This is a genomic window from Caballeronia sp. GACF4 (assembly GCF_023631025.1).
Lineage (GTDB): Bacteria > Pseudomonadota > Gammaproteobacteria > Burkholderiales > Burkholderiaceae > Caballeronia.
This window is the reverse complement of record NZ_JALQDW010000027.1, coordinates 31,930-52,803: the sequence shown is the minus strand read 5'-3', so window position 1 is coordinate 52,803 and position 20,874 is coordinate 31,930. Positions and strand designations below refer to the sequence as shown.

Sequence of the window (20,874 nt, the reverse complement as noted above, 5' to 3'; positions counted from 1 at the left end):
TCGTCCATGCCGGTTCAAGCCGCCTCCGGTACTTCGTGGGAATGGTGATTGCACCTACAAGTTGGTCAGCACGCGTTGCTCACTAGACGTGCCTGTTTTGGCTTCCTAAATTTTTTTGGATACCGCTATGCGCCTGCTTACTACACAATATGGTCTACCCCGCGTCTCATGGGGCGCCGTCATCGCGGGAGTCATCCTCTCGCTGATCGCGTACCTCATGTTGACGGTGCTCGGAACCGCTATCGGGGCATCGGTGCTGTCGCCACTGACTCAGCCCGATCCATCGCGAGGCTTCGCGTTCGGCTCCGGCGCCTACATGATCGTGATGACGGTCATCGCCGTGTTCATCGGCTCCTATTTTGCAGGGCGTTGCGCGCCGGTTCTTGGCTGGCTGCATGGCCTGCTTGCATGGGCCGTGATGATCATCGCGATGGCATACGGCGCAACGTCGCTCGTCGGCAGCGCAGTGAATGCGGCAGGCAGCATCGCATCGACCGGTGCAACGGCTACCGCCGCGGCCAACCCTTCGGCCGCAAGCGGCACGATGCTGGGTTCGCTCAAGGCGCAGGTTCAAGGCGCGGTTGCTTCCGCAACGGCCGCTGCATCCGGCCCGCAAGCTGAAGCCGATGCACGTCAGGCCGCCGATACCGCCGCACGCGGCGTCGCCCGCGCTTCGTGGTTCTCGTTCGCTGCACTTCTCGTCGGCGCGATCATCGCGATCGTGTCGGGTGGTGCGGGATTCCGTCACCAACCGCCGTTCGAAGATGCAAGCAGCAGCGCTCGCGATGACGTCGCCTTGCGCGCCGGTGCCGCAGGACGCCTTGCGCCGGACAACCGTGTCACACGCTAAACGCCCTATCCGACTGATCCACGAAACCTGGAGTCGCGCATGAGCACGCAGAATCGAACGGCGACAGGTGTCGTGGAAACGTCGACGTTGACCGCCACTGAAGAACGTCTGCACGTATCGACGGAAACGCTCGAAACCGGCATGGTGCGCGTTCGTGTCGTGACGCACACCGAGTCGCGCGAGGTGCCTGTCGTTCTGCACAACCGCACGGCACGAATAGAACGCGTTGCCCTCAATCGTTTCGTGGACGCGGAGTTTGCGCCGCGCCATGAAGGCGACACGTTGGTCGTGCCCGTGTTCGAGTACGTGCCCGTGACCGAACTGAGGCTGATGCTCAAGGAAGAAATCCGCATCACCACTGTAGTGACCGAAAAAAATGACGTGCACAGAGCCGAGTTGCAACGTCAGGAAGTCGTCGTGGAAAGGCGCGCTGGAACGGTTGGAGACTGGATTGCGGACCCCGCGATACCGTCCTCGGGCTCGGGCAAGACATCTTCCTGAGCCGTTCTTCGAAGCAACGTCTGGCCGCCATTCAAATCACTCAAAATTACCCGGAGCAAAACATGACTCAAGCAATCGTTGGTGTATTCGATTCGTTTCAGCAAGCCGAAAGCGCGGTCGCGCGTCTCGTGGAAGGCGGTCTGGACCGCGCCGACATGGAAGTGCACGCCAGTGACGAGACGAGCGGCGCGGAACGTCCCGTGGTTGCAGATCGACCAGCTTCCGCCGCCACGGAAGAAGTCGGCATCGTCGGCAAGATCGAGAATTTCTTCGGCAACATGTTTGCTGGCGACGACCGGTCGGAAGACATCGGCAACTATCAGGAAGCGGTTCGTCGCGGTGGCGCGTTACTCACGGTCAACGTGAAGGAAGAATCACAGGTGCCGCTCGTGCGTTCGACGATGCACGAGGCGGGCGTCGTGGATATCGACGAACGCGTGGCGCATTGGAAAAGCGGCGGTTATGCGGGCTTCGATGCATCCGCGAAACCGTTGACTTCGGATGAAGTGCTGGCCGATCGCCAGTCATTTGCGGTGACGCGTGAGTCGCTCGAAGTCGGCAAGCGCGAAGTCGAAACCGGCGGCGTGCGCGTTTATTCGCGCGCCACTGCAACGCCTGTCAGCGAGACCGTCAATCTGCGTGACGAGCATGCGACGATCGAGCGCCGTCCGGTCGACCGGCCCGCCACGGCCGCCGACCTGAAGGAAGGCTTCGTGGAAATTCGAGAGACGGCAGAACACGCCGTCGTCGCGAAGACCGCGCATGTCGTCGAGGAAGTCGTCGTGGGCCGGCAGGCAACCGAGCGCACCGAGACGATCAACGAGACACTGCGCGGCACGGATGTCGAAGTCGAACACGTCGAAGCCAAGAGCGTCGACCCGGTGCGTGCGATCGACGGAGTGAGCCCGGTTGCGCCTGTCAAGCCGACCTCGCATTGAGCCCGCGCGACTGACCGACGAGGAAACGCCGGCGCCGGGCTTCGTCAGCCGGCGTGCATCCACTGCAAGACCTGCCGCCAGTCCGCCTGCGTCATGACGCCGAACCAGTCGTCATGATCGGCGGTTGGCAGGAGCATGAAACGCGCGCGTTCGTGTTCGTTTGCGAAGCGGCGCGCGTGCACCACCGGGATCAGCGTATCCAGTTGCGCGCCCACGATCACGAGCGGGCCGTCGTAATGCGACACGGCGGCGACGGAATCGAAGCCGTCGTGCAGCATCCAGCGGATCGGAAAAATCGGATATTTTTCGGCGGCGACGTCGGCGAGCGAGTCCCACGGCGTGATCAAAACGACGCCCGCAAGCGCTGCTTCATTGCCCTTCACGACCTGCGCGGCCATGCCTGCACCGAGCAACTCCCCAACGAGATAAAGCGGCCCGCGCCACTGCGCGATGGTGGCCGCCAACGCTTCCCGCGATGCGGCCAGCGCCGCCTTCATCGTGCGCTCTCCCGGGCGTCTGCCGTGCCCCGGATACTCGACGATCACCACCCTGTAGCCGTCGCGCACGAACACGTCGGCGAGCGGCAATTTGGTGTCGGCCGACTCCTCGTTACCGTGATAAACCATGAACGTCCCGCGCGGTTCGCGCCCGGCCGGAGTGACGACATAGCCCGCGAATTGGTCGCGCACTTGCAACAGGTCGACGCTTGCACCGGCGTGCGGGACTGTGCGAAGATCCGGCGCGCTCGGAGTGGAAGGCAGAAGCATCCGGTCCTGCACCATAAAGAGCGTCAGCGCCGCAAGCAGATAAGCGGCAATGGCAAAGCGTAGACCGTGGGACAGCAGGGGCATGCGAATTCTCTCGTTCGACATCATCAAGCTTTTTCAGACGTTGAAAGCATAATCATTCCAGCGCCCGCGCGCCGCGAAAGCCCGTTATGCCTCACATGGCATTAAAGTCGCGCGCCGGAACGCCGATACCACGAGGACAGTCACACGCCTCGTGCAATAGCATGCATATCAGTAATTCTCGCCGATGGGCGCCGCGCGGCGGCAAACGATGGATCATCGCGGCAAGCGCGCTTTTTACCGCCGCACTCATCCGCACGCTGCTGCACCCGCTGCTTGGACCCGTCATGCCCGGAACGGCGTTTCTCATTGCCGCCGTTCTCGTCGAGTACTACTGCGGTCTAGCGCCGGCTATTTGCGTGATGCTTGCCGGACTGTGTATTGCCGACTTTCTCTTCGTGCCGCCCTATGCACGCATCGAGGACTTCGACCGCGCGGATATCAAGCTACTCGTGTCGTATCCGTTGATCACTATCGTCATGATGACGCTCGTCGAGCGGCTCAAGCGCGCGCAGTATCGCGCCGAGTTGCTCGCTTCGGTGGCGCAGTCGCGCTATGAGATGCTCTTGCGTCACGACAACGAACGCCTCATCACGCGCCGGGCGACCGAGGAAATGCACCGGATGCTCCAGCACGTCACGCAATACAACCGTTCGCTGATTCTCATCAAGGCGCTCGATCCGACGACGCGCGTCTCGCCCGCCAATTTCGTCGCGGCGGCGAATTCCCCGCTTATCGACGATGACGCGCCGCGCGCCGGCATCGCATATGGCGCCAAGCATGCCGATGCCCACGGCGAAGATATTGCCCGCGTCAGCGATGCCCTTCTGCCGGGGCTTCACCGTATCCGGTTCCAGTCGGACGAGCAGGACTGGCGGCCCGTCGAATGTGTTTGCGAGCGCTTCGCCACGCCATCCGGCGATTATCTCGTCCTCCGTTCGGCTGCCTGACCATGAACATGCCTTACTTTCCCCCCGCCCAGAACCGGGATCACGCGGTCCTGCTGCTGCACGGCCTGTCCAGTTCGCCGCTCGAATTGCGCTTTCTCGCCCGCTATCTCGGTGAAGAGGGCTTCGCAACGCACACGCCGGAGTTGCCCGGATACAGCGCGGGCGCCGGACACGCTTCGATGGAAGAGTGGCTGCGCGCGGCCGTGGCGGAATTCGACGCGTTGGCGGCGCGGCATCGGCACGTTTCGGTGTGCGGCCTGTCGATGGGCGCGGCGCTCGCCGCCGCGGTCGCCCATGAACGCCCTTCCGCGCGCGCCCTGCTGTTGCTCTCGGTCACGCTCGACTATGACGGCTGGGCCATCCCGTGGTATCGATTCCTGCTCGACTGGGCGTACTACACGCCGTTGCGTACGCGTTATCGCTATCGCGAGCACGAGCCTTATGGTCTGCGCAATGAAGCGCTGCGCACGAAGATCGCACGCGCGATGCAAAAAGGCGAGATCAGCGAAGTCGGCCCGGCATCCATTTCGATGCCCGCGCTGCACGAGGCCAGCCGTCTCGCGGCATCGGCGCGTGGCAAGCTGAAGCGCGTCACGAGCGACTGCCTCGTCATTCACGCTATCGACGACGAGACCTCGAGCCCGCACAACGCGCGATTCGTCGCGGCAAACGTAGGCGCCTCTTTCTTGCGGACCATCTGGCTCGACGACTCCTATCACATGATCACGTCCGACAACGAGCGCGAAGTGGTGGCTCGCGAATGCACGATGTTCCTGCGCGAGAGCGCATCTGCCTGCGACTCCACCGATGGCACAGGTCCCGTGATGTCGCGTGCCCTGGCGCGTCGGCTCCGGCAAACGGCTGCAGGCGCGAAAAGAGCATGAAGCGCGCGCAAACGTTCATCGCGCGCACCTGCGTGGCGCTTGCGGCCGTGCTCGCATGTGGACCGGCACACGCCGCCGACGCGGACACGCAAACGAATGGTGACTGGAAAATCTCGATCGGGCCCGGACTGTACGTGTTCCCCGAGTTTCCGGGATCGTCGCGGATCAAGGTATTTCCCTTGCCCGTGCAGGATATTTCCTGGCGCGACCGTATCTTTTCGCAAGGTCCGGACGTGCTCGGCGTCAACGTGCTGCGCGGGGAGAACTACCACGCAGGCATGTCGGTGAGTTTCGACTTTCAGTCGCGATCATCGCCCGATGACGCGCGACTCGACGGCCTGCCCAACGTGCACTACGGACCGAAGCTGCGACTATTCGCCGATTACACGTACTGGGCCTTCACCGGATCGACAGCCGTTTATCAGGACATCGGTGGCACCGGGCAAGGACTCACCGCGATGGCGGATCTCTATGTCTCCGCGCCCATCGGCAGATTGCTGCTGTCGGCGGGGCCGGGGCTGACTTGGGCCAATGGCGCTTATACGCGCACGTTCTTCGGCGTTTCACAGCCAGACAGCGTGGCGTCCGGATTGCCGCAATACTCCACCGGCTCGGGCCTGCGCGACGTCCACTTTAATCTGGCCGCTAATTACACGATCTCTTCGCATTGGTCGGCCAACCTGGTCGCAGTCGTTGGCCGGCTCGAACGCTTCGCTGCCGGCAGCCCGATTACAGAACGCAGGTTGGATGTGAACGGAATGGCCTCGGTCGCATATCGCTTCTGAACGCAATCTATCAACTTGATTACATACAGATTCGAAAGAGCTTGAGATATCGGGCCTCACGCGCTTGCTTTGGAAATAAACTCCGCGCATTTAGTAAGACGTGAACTTGACGTCCCTTACGTTCCATCGCAACGTGCGTTAGCGCACAAAACCAGCCACGTCGCTGGCCATACTTGACCCACGTGACCTTCTTCACGTCTGAAAGGCTGCAATTTTCACCGCGACTTATTCAGTAACTGCATTATTTTGAATATGGCACATTGTGCGTGCCCTGCTTCGCCAAAACGGAATGAATATCTAATTCACGATGATCGCGAACGCCTTCAAAAATTGGATGCCCGACGAACTCTTCCTCCGTCTGCAGCATCGCAGGAAGATCGGGCGATTCCCGAGTCTTGCAAATCCCGAAACCTTCAACGAGAAAATGCTCCGGCGCAGTCTGAACCCGGACGCGCGCTTTACCGATCTGGCCGACAAGCTCATTGTGCGTGACTTCGTCAGGCGCGTGATCGGCGAAGAACATCTGATTCCGCTGCTCAAGGCGTCCGAGCTCTTCACCGAAGAGGATTTCGAGGCGTTGCCCGACTCCTTCGTCATGAAGGCCAATCACGGCAGCGGCTTCGTCAAGATCGTCCGCGACAAAGCGGAAACGAGTTATCAGGAACTGAGGACGCTTGCCGACCGGTGGCTTGCAACCGACTTTTCCAGAACCGGGCGCGAGCGGCATTACCGCGCGATTCAACCACGGCTGCTTTTCGAAGCCCTGCTTCTCGATGAACAAGGCAACATTCCCGCCGACTTCAAGATCCACTGCTTTAATCCCGAAGAAGGACCTTCCAAGCTGTTTGTCCTGCTGATCTCCGATCGCTATACGGGCCATCCGCGCGGAGATTTCTTCGATGAATCGTGGAACCACCTCGACATCAGGATCGGACACTATCCGCGTAGTGCGACGCCTTGCGAGCGCCCGGCCAACCTCGACGCGATCCTCGCCAAGGCGAAAGCGTTGTCGGCATCCTTCGACTATGTGCGCGTGGATCTTTATGCACCCGACTGCAAGATCTTCTTCGGCGAAATGACCTTCACGCCGGGCGGTGGACTATATCCCCTCTTCCCGGACAGCGTGGATTATCAGTGGGGGCAAATGTTGCAGGCAGCGCCTCTCTTATCTACGCCGAAAATGTCGACGCGGACGATCGGGTGAATCGGCGTGTGTACGGTTGTCGAAACGCTGACACCACCCGCATTGGTCACTCAGGCGTGACGTGAACACACTGAGCCATCGGTTCACGTCACGTCACATCGTTTCCCTAAGGCTCTTTCTCTTGAACAACGTCGCGTCTGCGGTTGCGTTGCATTTCGCAAGCCTTCGCTAACCCGAAGCGTTCGTGCGTTATCGATGGTTCAAGATTTCGATCACGCTCTTTGCATTGTCTTTACGACGCATTCACGTTTTTTCATATTGCCGCCTCACAAAGCGCCGTTAAGGAAAAGCGTTTGCGCAACTCTGTAGTTCGAGAAGCGACCTGCAAATCCCGGCCGAATTCGTTCAGACTCGAAGTGTTCCGCGTAGTCCCTGGCGTCAACGCAGTCATCGCTTAACGCAGGTCTCGAGGGCTCTCGACCGCGCCTCTGGTCAAGGCAGCGCAGGCATCCTTTCGCCTTCGATTTATTAGTTCGCATTCCTACTATGTCTAAAGAATGGCGATTTTATCGCAGAGTAATTGGAGTTTTCCGCGAGAAGGCGGATTAGCATATTCGATGATTGATCGACGTAGATTTTTAGCTAGCCTGGGCGCGTTGTCCGGAACCTATACATTGGCCGCCTGCGGAGGCGGAAGCGAAAGCGACGTACCGAACTCGACATCGAGCGCTTCCGGGCGGTCCAGACAACTGAATCCCACTGCAAGAGCGGAGTCGCAAGGCCCATCGCCGGATGGCACGACCATTCCTGACGCAACCGCGATCGTGGACAAACGCGGCTCCGTCTGGACGGTGAATAACGGCGTCGTATTTCAGAACGACACGGCAATATCCATTGCCAACGTTTTGATGCTTCTCTGGTCGGGCGGCAAGATCTATCAGAGAAACACGAGCGGGCAATTCTATGTGTGGTCGAATGACTGGCTACTTTGCCGCGACCCGCGCACACCACTCGCAGCGCAATCCGGCATGTTCTTCGGCATGAACGGTCATTACGATTATCTCTACACGCCCGCGCAAACCATCGCTATTTTGAATGGCATGGGTTGCAGTATCTATCGGCTCGGGTGCAATGAGACGTCGGCTGAACTCAGACCTGTCGCAAGGATGGCGAGGGCCATGAACGGAACGGGCATCGAACTGTTCTGTCTGATTCAACAAGGTTTGACGGATGACTGGGGTAACCTGTTCGGGAGCGAGGCCGCGGCATACGCCAAGGCCTACAGCACAGGCGTGACGGTCGCGAGCACGCTGAAGCCGTACGGCGTGACGATGTACGAATGCGGCAACGAACTCACGCGCCGAGCTCAGACTGTAATCGACTCGAATCGCGCCGGAACGGATGTCGCCGACTTCAACAACGATAACTGGCCGGTCATGCGCGGCGTCATGCGCGGATTGATCGACGGCGTGAAGGCCGCGCAGCCCGACGCCATGTGCGGCATCAACTTCTGCGTGGCGGATATCGGTGCGTCGGACGCGTTATGGGAAGGCAATCAGCCGGACGGCACGAGCGGTCATCCGGTAGTCCGCTGGGACATGACGACATGGCATAACTACGAGGTCTATGGCGATTTGTTCGATATCGGTTCGGATGGCGCGGGCCCGCACTTCGACCTGCCGCAATACTGCAAGGCGCGTTACGGCGTTCCCTTCATGATTACCGAGTGGAATGCCAATCCCGAACAAAGCGACGACTACCGGAGCGCGTTCGTGCAGTCCCGATTGCAATCGTTCTACGACGCCCGCAAGACGCACAACATTCAATCCACCATGTATTACGTGCTCGACAGCGGCGACCACACCTTCGGCATCATGCACAACAGCGTGCCGATCTTGCCGACGTATCTGAGCTTCGTGAATTTCGTCCGCTCGCATGCGGATTCCTGATGCCGCGCAAACCGCATCACGTTGCGATCTCGCGCGCTTCGCCCGCACACGCCTCGACCAGAATGGCCTCCAGTTCCGCGTGCAACGTGCGGTTGTTGAAGTTCGTTTCGATAGTGTGCCGCGCGGTCGCGCGCATCTTGTCGGTGTCGATCTGTCCTTTGGCGATTTTTTCGAGCGCGGCGGAAATGCTCGGCCCCGAACGCTCGTCGACGAGCACGCCGGTCTCGCCATCCACCACGAGCTCGGGAATGCCGCTATGACGCGTCGCGACGACGATCGCGCCGGTAGCCATTGCTTCCATGATCGACACCGGAATGCCTTCCATGTCGCCGTTGGCGGCCGTCACGGACGGCAGCAGAAACACGTCGGTGCGCTTTAGTTCCGCGAACACTTCGTCCTGTGCGCGCGCGCCGAGAAAGTTGACCGGATTGCGGTTATTCGCGGCCATCGCGCGCAAGTCGGCCTCAAGTGGGCCGTAGCCGATCACGTTGTATTCCACGGGCAGGCTGCAATCGCGAACGCCGGCAATCGCATATTCAAGGCCTTTTTTCTCGACGAATCTTCCCACGCTCAGCACTTTGAGCGGGCGTCCGGGCTTCTGCTTGTCGGTGGCAAGCGGCAGTTGCTCGACATCCACTCCCACGTGATGCACGAGCGTCCGCGATGCAGGCGCGCCCCAGTCGATCAGGCGCATCCGCCAGAATTCGCTGACCGGGAGCGACAGCGACCCCCTTCCGAAGAGCTGCTTGTAGTGCGGCAGATAACGCTTGACGAGCGCTTCGTCGCTCATGTCGAAGCCATGAAAGACGGTGGAGATAGGGCCTTCAAAGTAGCCCGCATCGCGCAGATACATGGCGCGCACGCCGAGGGGACCGAAATGTGCGATCACCGCATCGAAACTTTCGTGCGACATCGCTCCGCCGCCCGAGAGGTCGAACAGCGTCGAGCGGCAACCGGATGTCGCCGCGCGCCAGGCCACGCCGATGCGTTTGCGTCCTTCCGGCGTTGACAGTGAGCTCAGTCCGAAGCGCGCCAGATGCGCAATGCGTGCCGCCGTGCCCTGTTTGCGACGAAATATGCGTAATTCGATCTGGCCTTTGAGCGGATCGTCGGCGCCTTCGTCATAGCGCGCGGCAAGGACGACCACATGATGTCCTCGTTCCGCGAATCCCGCGATCTGACGGACCACGAAGGTTTCCGATGCAACAGGATAGCTGTCGACAACAAACGCGATTTTCATGCGCCTCTCCGCTTCCGCATCATTATTCATGTTGCGGGTACGCTAGTAAGGGGGACGAATCAAATGGTGTGCACGCTTGCCATGCCTTGTTGTCCACACCTGCCCATCGTTCGATAGTGCTCAGGCCAGCATAGTCCAAAATGCCACGCATTGTTGCTTTGCCGCTGGCGCTTCGTTCATCGGTGCCTTTATCTTTGCGCGTCGATGCGCAATTACGCACACCGATGGATCATGCTTTCATCGCGGCAAGTTCCAGACCATGTTGAACAAAGGCGTGAGTCACGCCTTAGGGCCGACAACATGAGCAAGCAATTTGCCAGACCGTCGAACGCAACATACTCGCGCACACGCCAACGCTCGCGATCGCTTAAGGAATGAACGAAGCAGCCACTGTTTAAATTCCACACGTTATGTATTTTTCGTGGAATAAGTGCTCACTATTCGTCTGGATATTGTAAAGAGGCACCGGGACGGTCGCTTCGGCCTCTTAACGGACGCGATCCTATCGCCTGCGCCCGAGCATCGACATACCCGCAAACTGTGCCGCGTCGCCAAGCGCTTCTTCCACGCGAATCGCCTCGTTCCACTTGGCCATGCGTTCCGAGCGCGAGAACGAGCCGACCTTGAGCTGGCCCGCATTCCAGCCAACGGCAAGATGCACGATGGTCGTATCCTCCGTCTCACCCGAGCGCGCCGATACGATCGTGCCAAACCCCGCGTTCTTTCCCGCTTCCAGCGCCGCATGCGTCTCCGTCACCGTACCCGCCTGATTCAACTTGATGAGGACAGCGTTGACATCGCGTTGCTCGGCGGCCTTTGCGATGCGCGCCGCGTTCGTCACGAGGTAATCGTCGCCGATCACCTGCACGCGTTCTCCCACCGCTGCCGTGAATCGGCGCAAGCCGGCCGCATCGTCCTCGCTCAACGGGTCTTCCATCGACACGATCGGGTAACGGTCGCACCATCGGAGCATCAGTTCGCACATGGCGTCGCTGTCGAGCTCGCGGCGCTCCAGGCCGAGCTTGTAACGCCCGCCCGAGCCGAATTCGGATGCGGCGATATCGAGCGAAATGGCGACTTGCTCGCCCGGAACGAACCCCGCTTCTTCGATAGCCGCGACGAGCGTATCCAGCGCCGCTTCGTTGCTCTCGAACACGGGCCAGTGCCCGCCTTCGTCGGCGACACCGGCAAGATGACCACGCTTCGCCATGATCCTGCCCGCAGCCAGATAGACCTCGGCGGTCATCTCCAGCGCTTCGTCCAAACTTTTCGCGGATGGCGCCATGACCATCAGGTCCTGAATGTCGATACGCCGGCCAGCGTGCGCGCCGCCGCCGAAGATCTGGATTTCCGGGATCGGAATGCTGACGGTTCGGCCGTTGGCGACATAAGCCCACAGCGGCTGCCGACGGTCGGCCGCCGCGGCATGCAGAACCGCAAGCGACGTCGCGATCAACGCATTGCCGCCAAGCCGCGATTTGTCCTCGGTGCCATCGAGTTCGATCAGACGCGCATCGATTTGCGTCTGCCCGAGCGCATCCATGCCGATCAGCGCCGCCGCGATTTCATCGTCGATACCGCGTAACGCATCGCTCACGCCGAAGCCGCCCAGCGCGGCCGCCCCGTCGCGCCGATCCACCGCCTCGAAACGCCCGCGAGAAGCGCCCGCCGGGGCCATGCCGCGTCCTTTGGCGCCGCTTGCCAGCGTCACTTCCACTTCCACGGTCGGACGTCCGCGCGAATCCCAAATGCGGCGGCCGTGGACGGATGTAATCGCGCTGCTCATATTCAGACTCCCGCGGGTTTATCGATGGATGCCGCCTCGTTCCAGCGCTTTCGCCATTGCGCAAGGGAATCGACCGGTTCGATGAGAAGGCCGCGCGCAAGTTCGCGCACCGCCTGTATGTCGGCTGGATCTTGCAGATACTCGACGGGCGATTTGCCATCGACCCGCGCGAGCAACAACGCCGGCAAGAGCCGCGCGCAACGCAGATCTATCCGTTCCGCTGGTTCCCAATCGACGGCCGCCAGATATCGACCGCTCAGTGCGTCGAAGCTTCCGGCATAGCGTTCACGCCAATGCGGATTGAGAAAGCTCTTCAGGACGAGGTGATTCAGGCAGAACGCGAGGTCGAAGGCCGGATCGCCGTAGGTTGCGCATTCGGCATCGAGAAAGACGGGGCCGTCGGCACCGCACAGGATGTTCTTCGGGCTCACGTCGCCATGAACCAGCGCGATGCGCGCAGCCGAAACCGAATCCGCCAGATCGCCGAGTGTGTTCGCCAGGTCGGGATGACGCGCGGCTGTCGCCCGCAGATAAGGCTCGATGCGGATGGACTCGAAGGTATCGTGATTCGCGAACTGCGCCGCGAGCGCAGCCGAACCCGCGCTTCGCTCATGAATCTGCGCAAGAAGGAAACCGACTTGCGCGGCGAAGGTGTCGTCGATCTCGCCTTTCAGCAGCTTCGCCTTCCAGACGGGGTTATATTCCGCCGGAAGATACGCCATCGCGAAGCAGCCGAGCGGCGCATCTTCGAACAGAAGCGCAGGCACCGCGTGCGGCAGCCAGGTCGCGACACAGCGCAGCCACGCGGCTTCGGCGGCATTGCGGCTGACGGGCGCATGCCAGTCCGCCGCGACCTTGAGCTTGCCGAGCGCGCGCTTGATGCAGAACGTGGCGCGGCGCGCATCGACGCGCCAGATATCCGAAGACACGCCACCCGTCAGGCGCGTGAAGCGCGGTTCTTCGTCGGCATCGAGCAGGCGATGCTGGCGCAACGCGTCAACAAGGTGCGCGAGGTCGGTGGCTTCGGTCATCGAATGTCGGCCGGGCGTTTGGCGAGTTCGGCAAAGTAGGTCCCGGCCTCATGTTATGGGATCGCGCAAGCAGGTGCAACGCGGATGGTAAAGTCACCAGACCATCACATCCGAGGACCGCATATGCGTCTCTTGCTCGCACTCATCCTTCCGTGGCTGCAGTTCTTCACGATCGGCCGACCGATTGCCGGCATCATTTGCCTGCTTCTTCAGATCACGTTGATTGGCTGGATTCCCGCCGCGATCTGGTCGGTCTATGCGCTCAGCCAGTACAACACCGAGAAAAAAATCCAGCGCGCCTTCGGAGCGCGCGGCTGACAGGCAGAACGCGCGGGCGTCAATGGGAATGGCGCGGAACATCGGCGCCACGGCATCCCACGAGAAAGTCGAAGTCGCAGCCCTGATCGGCTTGCAAAACGTGATCGATGTACAGCTTGCCGTAGCCGCTCGTGTTCTCGCCCGCTTTGCGCGGTTCTTCCGCCCAGCGGGCGAGACGCGTCCTCAGCGTCTCGTCGCTGATGTCCAAATGCAGGCGCCCCGCGAAGCAGTCCATCTCGATCCAGTCGCCTTCTTCCACCACCGCGAGCGGACCACCGGCGCGCGCTTCGGGCGCTACATGCAGCACCACCGTGCCGTAAGCCGTGCCGCTCATGCGGGCGTCGGAGATGCGCACCATGTCGGTCACGCCCTGCGCCAACAGCTTCGGCGGCAAGCCCATGTTGCCGACTTCGGCCATGCCCGGATAACCCTTCGGGCCGCAGTTCTTCATGACCAGGATCGAATCGGCGGTGACGTTCAATTCGGGATCGCCGATCCTCGCCTTGTAATCGTCGAAGTTCTCGAACACGACCGCCCGGCCGCGATGCTTGAGCAACGCCGGCGTCGCGGCGGACGGCTTGAGCACCGCGCCGTTCGGCGCGAGATTGCCTCGCAAAATGCACAGCGCGCCGTCTTCCACGAGCGGGCGGTCGAGTGGACGAATCACCTCGGCGTCGTGGATGGGCGCGTCTTTCGTGTTGTCCCAGAGTGAGCGGCCGTTGGCCGTCAGCGCGTCGGGATACGGCAGCAAGCCCGCTTCGCCCAGACGCCGGATCACGCCGGGCAAACCGCCCGCGTAGTAAAACTCTTCCATCAGAAAGCGTCCGGACGGTTGCAAGTCGACGAGCGTCGGCGTGCCGCGGCCGATGCGCGTCCAGTCGTCGAGTTCCAGGTCCACGCCGATACGGCCGGCAATCGCCTTCAGATGGATGGTCGCATTCGTCGATCCGCCAATGGCCGCGTTGACGCGAATCGCGTTTTCGAACGCCTGCCGCGTGAGGAGTTTCGAGAGCCGCAAGTCGTCGAGCGCCATCTCCACGATCCGCATGCCCGACATGTGCGCGAGCACGTAGCGCCTGGCATCCACCGCGGGAATTGCCGCGTTGTGCGGCAAGGTCACGCCGAGCGCTTCGGCCATGCACGCCATGGTGGATGCCGTCCCCATGGTGTTGCAGGTTCCAGCCGAACGCGACATGCCCGCTTCCGCCGACATGAATTCATGCAGCGTGATCTTGCCCGCCTTCACCTGCTCGCTCAGTTGCCACACGACGGTGCCCGAACCGATATCGCGACCCTGATGCTTGCCGTTGAGCATCGGGCCGCCGCTGACCGCGATCGCGGGCACGTCGCAACTCGCCGCGCCCATCAGCAAGGCGGGCGTGGTCTTGTCGCAGCCGACCAGCAGCACGACGGCATCGACGGGATTGCCGCGAATGGATTCCTCTACGTCCATGCTGGCGAGATTGCGCGTCAACATGGCTGTAGGCCGCAGATTCGATTCGCCGTTGGAAAACACCGGAAACTCCACCGGAAAGCCGCCCGCCTCGAAGACGCCGCGCTTCACGTGCTCCGCGATCTTCCTGAAATGCGCGTTGCAAGGCGTGAGTTCCGACCACGTATTGCAGATGCCAATAATCGGCTTGCCCTGAAACTCGTGGTCCGGAATGCCCTGATTCTTCATCCAGCTTCGATACATGAAGCCATTCTTGTCCTGGGTTCCGAACCATTGAGCGGAACGGAGCAGGCGTTTTTCATTGGGCATGACGGATTCTCGACGAGGGTGGCAGGGTGTGCGTGCTTATGTGCGTGCTTCAGGTTCTGGGGACCATCGCGAGCGGCTCGGCTTTGCTCGCGGCATCGGGCGGCAAAGGCGTGCGCGGCTCTTTCGATCCGATGCCTTCGCCGAGCTTCGTCCCATTCGATTTACGGCGCGCGGCATGACGTTCGATGACTCGCTGCAGCAGACAGAACGCGCACAGAAGCGCGCCGATCACGATGCGCGTCCACCATGAACTGAGCGTGCCGTCGAAGGTAATCAAGGTCTGGATGGTGCCGAGAATGCCGACGCCGAACACCGAACCGATCACATAGCCCACGCCGCCCGTGAGCAAGGTTCCGCCGATCACCGTCGCGGCGATGGCGTCGAGTTCCATGCCCTGCCCTTGCAATCCGTAGCCCGAGAGCACGTATAGCGTGAACACCACGCCGCCGAGCGCCGAGCAGAAACCCGAGAGCGCATAGACGCCGACCTTGGTGCGCGCGACGGGCAAGCCCATCAGCAGCGCCGAGCGTTCGTTGCCGCCGACCGCATACACGTTGCGTCCGAAGCGCGTGAAGTGGGCGACGAAGATCGCCACGATCAGCGTGACGATGGCGATCAGCGCGCCCGTCGTGAGCGACGCGCCGCCGACATCCACATGAAAGGCGGACAGCGCGCGGAACGTGGAATCGGTGATGGTGATGGATTGCGTCGTGATGAGAAAGCAGGCGCCGCGCGCGAGGAACATCCCGGCCAGCGTGACGATGAACGGTTGCAGCCTGAAGAAGTGGATGAGCGCGCCCATCGCCGCGCCATAGCAGGCGCCGAAGGCCAGCACGAGCGGCACGATGATCCACACCGGCCAGTGCAGACGTTCGGCGAACACGGCGCACAGGATCGTCGTCAAAGCGACGACCGAGCCGACCGACAAGTCGATGCCGCCCGACACGATCACGAACGTCATGCCAATGGCGACGATCAGCAAGAACGCGTTGTCGATCAGCAAGCCGAGCAGCACTTGCAGCGAGAAGAAGCCGGTGTACATCACCGAGCCGAAGCCGAACAGAGCCGCGAACAGAACGACGGTGACGACGATAGGCAAGATGCGCGGGTCCGTCAGACGGTCGAAGAAACTTTTCATCGGGATGCCTCCGCGAGCGGCTGTTTCGAAGCGGACGGAAAGACGCGTCGCAACTGCCGCATCAGCACGGCGCGCGCGGTGGACGACTGAATCACGCTGACGACGAGCACCACCGCTGCCTTCACCACGAGCGTCGCTTCGGGCGGCACGCCGATGGAATAAGTCGTGTAGGTGAGCGTCTGGATGATGAGCGCGCCGAGCACCGTGCCTGCAAGACTGAAGCGCCCGCCGAGCAGCGAAGTGCCGCCGAGCGTGACGGCGAGAATCGCGTCGAGTTCGAGCAGGAGACCGGCGTTGTTGCCGTCGGCGCTGCGCACGTTCGAACTGGCGAGAATGCCCGCCATGGACGCCGTCAATCCGGAGAATGCATACACGCCGAACACGATCACGTTCGAGCGCAAGCCGACGAGCCGGGTTGCAACCGGATTCACGCCGATAGCCCGAATGAAAAGCCCGAGCGCGGTGCGATCGACGAGAAGCGCCGTGAGGATGAGCGCGCCCGCCGCGATCCACACGGAACACGGGACGCCCGCCAGATAGCCGCCGCCGACCATCAAATAAGCCTGCGCGCCGATCGGGATGATCTGGCCGCCCGTCAGCAACTGCGCGACGCCGCGTCCCGCAACCATCAGGATGAGCGTCGCGATGATCGGCTGCATGCCGATGAACGCCACCAGCAAGCCGTTCCACATGCCCGAGAGAACGCCGGCCGCGAGCGCCGCCGCGATGGCAAGCGTCACGCGGGAAGGATCGTCGGCGAGGATCGTGGCGGCCGTCGCGCCGGCAATCGCGACGATCGCGCCCACCGAGATATCGATGCCGCGCGTCGCTATCACGAGCGTCATGCCGAGCGCGACGAGCACGAGCGGCGCCGCGCGATTCAGGATATCGACGGGCGCGCCGAACAGGTGGCCATCGAGCATGGCAATCGACAGGAACCGCGGGTTATGCGCCAGATCGAGCAGACACAGCGCGACGAGCGTCACGCAGGGCCACACGAGCGGATGCTGCAAGACACCTTTGATACGGTTCATTGCGATCCTCCCGCGATCAGCCGATACACCTCGTCTTCCGAGGTCGTATGTCCCGCGACCTCGGCGACCTTGCGCCGGTCGCGCAACACCGCAATCCGGTGACTCACGCGCACGACCTCGCTCACTTCGGACGAGATGAAGAGAATGCCGAGCCCTTTCGCGCAGAGCGCGAGCACGCGGTCCATGATCTCGAACTTCGCGGCCACGTCTATGCCGCGCGTCGGTTCATCGAGAATCAGCATGCGCGGCTCCGTTGCAAGCCAGCGCGCGAGCAGCACCTTTTGCTGATTGCCGCCAGAGAGCAGACCGATAGGCTGCTCGGCATCGCGCGCCTTGATGCCTAGCTGCTCGATATAGTCGTCGGCGATCTCGCGTTGCTTCGCCTTCCGAATGCAGCGCCAAAGCCCGAGCCGCGCCTGAAGCGCCAGAGTGATGTTCTCGCGAATCGACAGGTCCGCGACAATGCCTTCCTTCTTGCGATCCTCCGGGCAATAGCCGATGCCCTGACGCACCGCATCGCGCGGCGAATGCAGCTTGACCGGTTTGCCGGACACCTTCGTCGCGCCTGCATCGGAACGCTCCGCGCCGAAGAGAAGCCGCGCGGTTTCCGTGCGCCCCGAACCGAGCAAGCCCGCGAGCCCGAGTATCTGACCCGGCTGCACGTCGAGATCCACGGGATTCATCAAGCCGCGACGGCCCACGCCGCGCATTTCGAGAAACGGCGCAGCCGCGCCTCGTTGCGCGGGCGGCTCGGAAGCCGCGCGCTTCAGGCGCTCGGTCATGCGTTCGTGGCCCACCATCTTCGACACGAGCAGTTCGACCGGAAGATCTTTCGCGAGATATTCGCCTTCGCGCTCGCCATTGCGCATGACCGTGATGCGATCCGATACCGCATAGGTCTGTTCCAGAAAGTGCGTCACGAAGAGAATCGCGAGACCTGAATGGCGGAGCTTGCGCAACACGTCGAAGAGGCGCGTGACTTCGCCGTCGTCGAGACTGGAGGTCGGTTCATCGAGGATCAGGACGCGCGCATCGACCGACAAGGCACGCGCAATCGCCACCATCTGCTGCACGGCGATGGGATACGTATCGAGCGATTTCGTGACGTCCACCGAAACGTTAAGGTCCGCGAGCGCCTTTTGCGCCCGCATGTGAATGCTCTTCCAGTCGATCGCGCCATGCCGCTTCAACTGTCTGCCCGCGAAAACGTTCTCCGCCACCGAGAGATTCGGACACAGGTTCACTTCCTGATAGAGCGTGCGAATTCCGGCGGCTTCCGCTTCCATGGGCGCGGCGAAATTCACGGGACTGCCACCGAGCCGGATCTCGCCTGCATCGTGCTCGTGGACGCCCGTCAGCACATTGATGAGCGTCGATTTGCCGGCGCCGTTCTGCCCCATCAACGTATGAATCTCGCCCGGAAACAAACGAAAATCGACGTTGTGCAGTGCGCGCACGCCGGGGAACGACTTGGACAAACCGATGGTTTCGAGCACGGGTGTGTCGGTCATGGATATCGCCGGAAAGGGAATGAGTCGTCCATCGCGCTCACATGATGGCGCGATGGACGTGCGATGGCGCCCGAGCTTCAGTATTTGCGCTGCGGCAGCGTGGCAGCGGCAACGCTCATCGGGAAAATGGTCTCTTCGGTCACGATACGCTTGGGCAGTTCCTTGCCCGCGACCACATCCTTCACCGCGGTCATCAACTGCGGGCCGAGCAGCGGACTGCATTCCACGTCCACGTTGATCTTGCCCGCGACCATGGCGTCGAAACCGCCCTTGGTTGCATCGAACGAGACGACCGTGATGTCCTTGCCCGGCTTCATGCCCGCCTCCTCCATTGCCTGAATGGCGCCGAGCGCCATGTCGTCGTTATGCGCGTAGACCACGTTGATCTGCTTGCCGTAGGTCTTCGCGAAGGCTTCCATGACCTGCTTGCCGCCAGCGAGCGTGAAGTCGCCGCTTTGCGAGGCGATCACCTTGAACTTGGGATCGTTCTTGATGACTTCGAGCAGACCCGCACGCCGGTCGTTCGCCGGCGCCGATCCCACCGTGCCCTGCAACTCGACGATATTGATCGGCCCCTTCTCGTTCTTGTAGCGTTCTTCCAGCCACTTGCCGCCGCGCCGGCCTTCTTCGAGGAAGTCCGAGCCGATCATCGTCACATAGAGCGACTTGTCTTTCACGTCGATGTTGCGGTCGGTCAGGATCACGGGAATCTTGGCGTTTTTCGCTTCGATGAGAATCGGCTCCCAGCCCGACTCGACGACCGGCGAGAACGCGATCACATCGACCTTCTGCGCAATGTAGGAGCGTATGGCCTTGATCTGATTTTCCTGCTTCTGCTGGGCGTCGGAGAATTTGAGGTTGATGCCCGCGTCTTTCGCGGCGGACTTGACCGAGACCGTATTGGCCGTGCGCCAGGCGCTCTCCGCGCCGACCTGTGCGAAGCCGAGCGTGATCTTCTTGTCGTCGGCGTGTGCATTCACACTCGCGGCGAGTACCAGCACCGAACCAAGCATTGCGCCGAGCACCGCGCGTCGGGTCTGTTTCATGGCTGTCTCCTGATTGGATCATGTGCGCCGCGGCTCGAAGTCCGGGGTCGAAGGCTCAGGCTGAGCCCCGGGCAAGGTTAGCCCTCACTCCCATGATGGTCCAATCACTTATTCAGCGATCCCGATACCAATGTTGATATAGTGGAAAACGCGATTCGGGCTAACCCGGTCAGGCGCTCAGGGCATCGGCGGATACGCCGTATACTTCGGCGGCGGCGTCGTGAAGCGCATGCAGCACCACGGTCGCCGCGGGCGAGAGCGCATGCGCTTGCCGCGTGATGATGCCGAATGCATCCATGCGGCAAGGCAGGTCGATTGCAAGACGCTTGAGCGTGCCGAAGCGCTCGTATTGCCGCGCCACTTCATCGGGCATGACGGCGAGCATGTCGCTCTGCAACAGAAGGCTCGAGATCGCCAGAAAGTTGTTGGTGTTGACCACATTCCGCGGCGGGTTCAGCCCAAGCTCCGCGAACGCCATGTCGATACGATGCCGCAAGACACTCCCCGGCGGATGCAGCACCCATTCGGCGTCGGCGATACCGCTCATGGTGAGCCCCGCAATCTGTTCGAGCGGATGCCCGGGGCGCACCACCACGCACAGCGGTTCATCGGCGATGGGCGCGTATTGCACGGCGGGCTTCAGTTGCACGTGCTGCTGGAGCACGCGGCCGATCATCACATCGAGTTGCCCCTGCGTGAGAAGCGGCAGCATGACATCGGAAGTCTCCACCTGCAGCCAGATTGCAGTTGCGGATACTGCGCCTTCACGCGTCCGATGGCGAGCGGAACCATTCTGGCCGCCGCCGCCGCGATCACGCCGACGCGCACTTCGCCCACCAGACCGGCGCGCAAGGCGGCAATCTCGTCTTGCGCCTTGTTGAGATTCGACAGCACCATGCGCGCATGACGGATCATCACTTCGCCGTAGAGCGTCGCCTGCATGCCGTGCGGCGTGCGATCGAAGAGACGCACGTCCAGCACATCTTCGAGTTCCTTCAGAAGCCGCGATGCCGCTGGCTGCGTCATGCCGAGGACATCGGCGGCACGGCGCACGTTGCCCTCTTCCTCCATCGCGGCGAGCAACAAGAGCTGGCGCGTCTTGAGCCGCGCGCGCACGAACCAGTTCGAGTGTCCCTGTGTCAATGCCGTCTCCCGGTTT

Annotated in this window: 18 protein-coding genes and 1 pseudogene; 9 read left to right on the top strand and 10 right to left on the bottom strand. The window is 61.7% G+C overall.

All coding sequences use genetic code 11. The features are described from left to right. Positions 1 to 127: 127 nt before the first annotated feature. From NCR40_RS26175 to NCR40_RS26165, 3 genes are all read left to right on the top strand, one after another. The gene (locus NCR40_RS26175; RefSeq protein WP_250511142.1) at positions 128 to 850 is read left to right on the top strand and encodes a hypothetical protein; all 723 of its coding nucleotides are present in this window, start codon (positions 128 to 130) and stop codon (positions 848 to 850) included. Positions 851 to 889: 39 nt separating this feature from the next. Beyond that, complete coding sequence (locus tag NCR40_RS26170; protein WP_250511141.1) at positions 890 to 1,351, top strand: YsnF/AvaK domain-containing protein; 462 nt, start codon at positions 890 to 892, stop codon at positions 1,349 to 1,351. A 62-nt stretch (positions 1,352 to 1,413) separates the two neighbouring features. Then, the gene (locus NCR40_RS26165) at positions 1,414 to 2,289 is read left to right on the top strand and encodes a YsnF/AvaK domain-containing protein (RefSeq protein ID WP_250468165.1); all 876 of its coding nucleotides are present in this window, start codon (positions 1,414 to 1,416) and stop codon (positions 2,287 to 2,289) included. Positions 2,290 to 2,333: 44 nt separating this feature from the next. On the opposite strand, the gene NCR40_RS26160 is transcribed toward NCR40_RS26165, so the two are convergent. After that, complete coding sequence (locus NCR40_RS26160; RefSeq protein WP_250511140.1) at positions 2,334 to 3,140, bottom strand: alpha/beta hydrolase; 807 nt, start codon at positions 3,138 to 3,140, stop codon at positions 2,334 to 2,336. Between the two features lie 161 nt (positions 3,141 to 3,301). On the opposite strand from NCR40_RS26160, the gene NCR40_RS26155 reads away from it, so the two are divergent. From NCR40_RS26155 to NCR40_RS26135, 5 genes are all read left to right on the top strand, one after another. Then, a complete protein-coding gene (locus NCR40_RS26155) occupies positions 3,302 to 4,087 on the top strand; it encodes a DUF4118 domain-containing protein (protein WP_250511139.1) in 786 nt (261 codons plus the stop codon). Positions 4,088 to 4,095: 8 nt separating this feature from the next. Further along, a complete protein-coding gene (locus NCR40_RS26150; protein WP_250511138.1) occupies positions 4,096 to 4,971 on the top strand; it encodes an alpha/beta hydrolase in 876 nt (291 codons plus the stop codon). After that, positions 4,968 to 5,756 carry a MipA/OmpV family protein gene (locus NCR40_RS26145; protein ID WP_250511137.1) on the top strand — a complete coding sequence of 263 codons (789 nt, stop codon included), beginning with the start codon at positions 4,968 to 4,970 and terminating at the stop codon, positions 5,754 to 5,756. Before NCR40_RS26150 ends, NCR40_RS26145 begins: the two co-directional genes overlap by 4 nt. A gap of 334 nt (positions 5,757 to 6,090) precedes the next feature. Continuing rightward, positions 6,091 to 6,960, top strand: coding sequence for an ATP-grasp fold amidoligase family protein (locus NCR40_RS26140; RefSeq protein WP_250511136.1), 870 nt, complete (start codon positions 6,091 to 6,093; stop codon positions 6,958 to 6,960). Positions 6,961 to 7,517: 557 nt separating this feature from the next. Continuing rightward, complete coding sequence (locus NCR40_RS26135; protein WP_250511135.1) at positions 7,518 to 8,849, top strand: hypothetical protein; 1,332 nt, start codon at positions 7,518 to 7,520, stop codon at positions 8,847 to 8,849. A 16-nt stretch (positions 8,850 to 8,865) separates the two neighbouring features. Here NCR40_RS26135 and NCR40_RS26130 read toward each other — a convergent pair whose 3' ends face one another. From NCR40_RS26130 to NCR40_RS26120, 3 genes are all read right to left on the bottom strand, one after another. After that, positions 8,866 to 10,089 (bottom strand): glycosyltransferase, encoded by a 1,224-nt coding sequence (locus NCR40_RS26130; RefSeq protein ID WP_250511134.1) that lies wholly within the window; start codon positions 10,087 to 10,089, stop codon positions 8,866 to 8,868. Between the two features lie 502 nt (positions 10,090 to 10,591). Next, on the bottom strand, positions 10,592 to 11,875 hold the full coding sequence (eno, locus tag NCR40_RS26125; protein ID WP_250511133.1) for a phosphopyruvate hydratase: 1,284 nt from the start codon (positions 11,873 to 11,875) through the stop codon (positions 10,592 to 10,594). A gap of 2 nt (positions 11,876 to 11,877) precedes the next feature. Beyond that, entirely contained in the window at positions 11,878 to 12,906 is a 1,029-nt protein-coding gene (locus tag NCR40_RS26120; protein ID WP_250511132.1) for a phosphotransferase family protein, read from the bottom strand. Between the two features lie 123 nt (positions 12,907 to 13,029). On the opposite strand from NCR40_RS26120, the gene NCR40_RS26115 reads away from it, so the two are divergent. Continuing rightward, positions 13,030 to 13,224 (top strand): YqaE/Pmp3 family membrane protein, encoded by a 195-nt coding sequence (locus NCR40_RS26115; RefSeq protein WP_244830248.1) that lies wholly within the window; start codon positions 13,030 to 13,032, stop codon positions 13,222 to 13,224. A gap of 19 nt (positions 13,225 to 13,243) precedes the next feature. On the opposite strand, the gene NCR40_RS26110 is transcribed toward NCR40_RS26115, so the two are convergent. From NCR40_RS26110 to NCR40_RS26085, 6 genes and pseudogenes are all read right to left on the bottom strand, one after another. Beyond that, positions 13,244 to 14,986 carry an IlvD/Edd family dehydratase gene (locus NCR40_RS26110; RefSeq protein WP_250494292.1) on the bottom strand — a complete coding sequence of 581 codons (1,743 nt, stop codon included), beginning with the start codon at positions 14,984 to 14,986 and terminating at the stop codon, positions 13,244 to 13,246. A 49-nt stretch (positions 14,987 to 15,035) separates the two neighbouring features. Further along, a complete protein-coding gene (yjfF, locus tag NCR40_RS26105) occupies positions 15,036 to 16,124 on the bottom strand; it encodes a galactofuranose ABC transporter, permease protein YjfF (protein WP_250468155.1) in 1,089 nt (362 codons plus the stop codon). Next, complete coding sequence (locus NCR40_RS26100) at positions 16,121 to 17,158, bottom strand: ABC transporter permease (RefSeq protein WP_250511131.1); 1,038 nt, start codon at positions 17,156 to 17,158, stop codon at positions 16,121 to 16,123. The genes yjfF and NCR40_RS26100 overlap by 4 nt, the downstream gene beginning before the upstream one ends. Then, positions 17,155 to 18,669 carry a sugar ABC transporter ATP-binding protein gene (locus NCR40_RS26095; protein ID WP_250511130.1) on the bottom strand — a complete coding sequence of 505 codons (1,515 nt, stop codon included), beginning with the start codon at positions 18,667 to 18,669 and terminating at the stop codon, positions 17,155 to 17,157. Before NCR40_RS26095 ends, NCR40_RS26100 begins: the two co-directional genes overlap by 4 nt. 77 nt (positions 18,670 to 18,746) lie before the next feature. Continuing rightward, entirely contained in the window at positions 18,747 to 19,682 is a 936-nt protein-coding gene (locus NCR40_RS26090) for an ABC transporter substrate-binding protein (RefSeq protein ID WP_370652268.1), read from the bottom strand. Positions 19,683 to 19,884: 202 nt separating this feature from the next. After that, positions 19,885 to 20,858: pseudogene (locus tag NCR40_RS26085) on the bottom strand (LysR family transcriptional regulator). Between the last annotated feature and the right edge of the window lie 16 nt (positions 20,859 to 20,874).

Coding starts and splice junctions, on each gene's coding strand:
- NCR40_RS26135 (WP_250511135.1), top strand. CDS start 7,518: ATGATTGATCGACGTAGATTTTTAGCTAGCCTGGGCGCGTTGTCCGGA.
- NCR40_RS26145 (WP_250511137.1), top strand. CDS start 4,968: ATGAAGCGCGCGCAAACGTTCATCGCGCGCACCTGCGTGGCGCTTGCG.
- NCR40_RS26090 (WP_370652268.1), bottom strand. CDS start 19,682: ATGCTTGGTTCGGTGCTGGTACTCGCCGCGAGTGTGAATGCACACGCC.
- NCR40_RS26095 (WP_250511130.1), bottom strand. CDS start 18,669: ATGACCGACACACCCGTGCTCGAAACCATCGGTTTGTCCAAGTCGTTC.
- NCR40_RS26100 (WP_250511131.1), bottom strand. CDS start 17,158: ATGAACCGTATCAAAGGTGTCTTGCAGCATCCGCTCGTGTGGCCCTGC.
- NCR40_RS26130 (WP_250511134.1), bottom strand. CDS start 10,089: ATGAAAATCGCGTTTGTTGTCGACAGCTATCCTGTTGCATCGGAAACC.
- NCR40_RS26160 (WP_250511140.1), bottom strand. CDS start 3,140: ATGCCCCTGCTGTCCCACGGTCTACGCTTTGCCATTGCCGCTTATCTG.
- NCR40_RS26165 (WP_250468165.1), top strand. CDS start 1,414: ATGACTCAAGCAATCGTTGGTGTATTCGATTCGTTTCAGCAAGCCGAA.
- NCR40_RS26150 (WP_250511138.1), top strand. CDS start 4,096: ATGCCTTACTTTCCCCCCGCCCAGAACCGGGATCACGCGGTCCTGCTG.
- eno (WP_250511133.1), bottom strand. CDS start 11,875: ATGAGCAGCGCGATTACATCCGTCCACGGCCGCCGCATTTGGGATTCG.
- NCR40_RS26170 (WP_250511141.1), top strand. CDS start 890: ATGAGCACGCAGAATCGAACGGCGACAGGTGTCGTGGAAACGTCGACG.
- NCR40_RS26115 (WP_244830248.1), top strand. CDS start 13,030: ATGCGTCTCTTGCTCGCACTCATCCTTCCGTGGCTGCAGTTCTTCACG.
- NCR40_RS26110 (WP_250494292.1), bottom strand. CDS start 14,986: ATGCCCAATGAAAAACGCCTGCTCCGTTCCGCTCAATGGTTCGGAACC.
- NCR40_RS26120 (WP_250511132.1), bottom strand. CDS start 12,906: ATGACCGAAGCCACCGACCTCGCGCACCTTGTTGACGCGTTGCGCCAG.
- NCR40_RS26140 (WP_250511136.1), top strand. CDS start 6,091: ATGCCCGACGAACTCTTCCTCCGTCTGCAGCATCGCAGGAAGATCGGG.
- NCR40_RS26155 (WP_250511139.1), top strand. CDS start 3,302: ATGCATATCAGTAATTCTCGCCGATGGGCGCCGCGCGGCGGCAAACGA.
- NCR40_RS26175 (WP_250511142.1), top strand. CDS start 128: ATGCGCCTGCTTACTACACAATATGGTCTACCCCGCGTCTCATGGGGC.
- yjfF (WP_250468155.1), bottom strand. CDS start 16,124: ATGAAAAGTTTCTTCGACCGTCTGACGGACCCGCGCATCTTGCCTATC.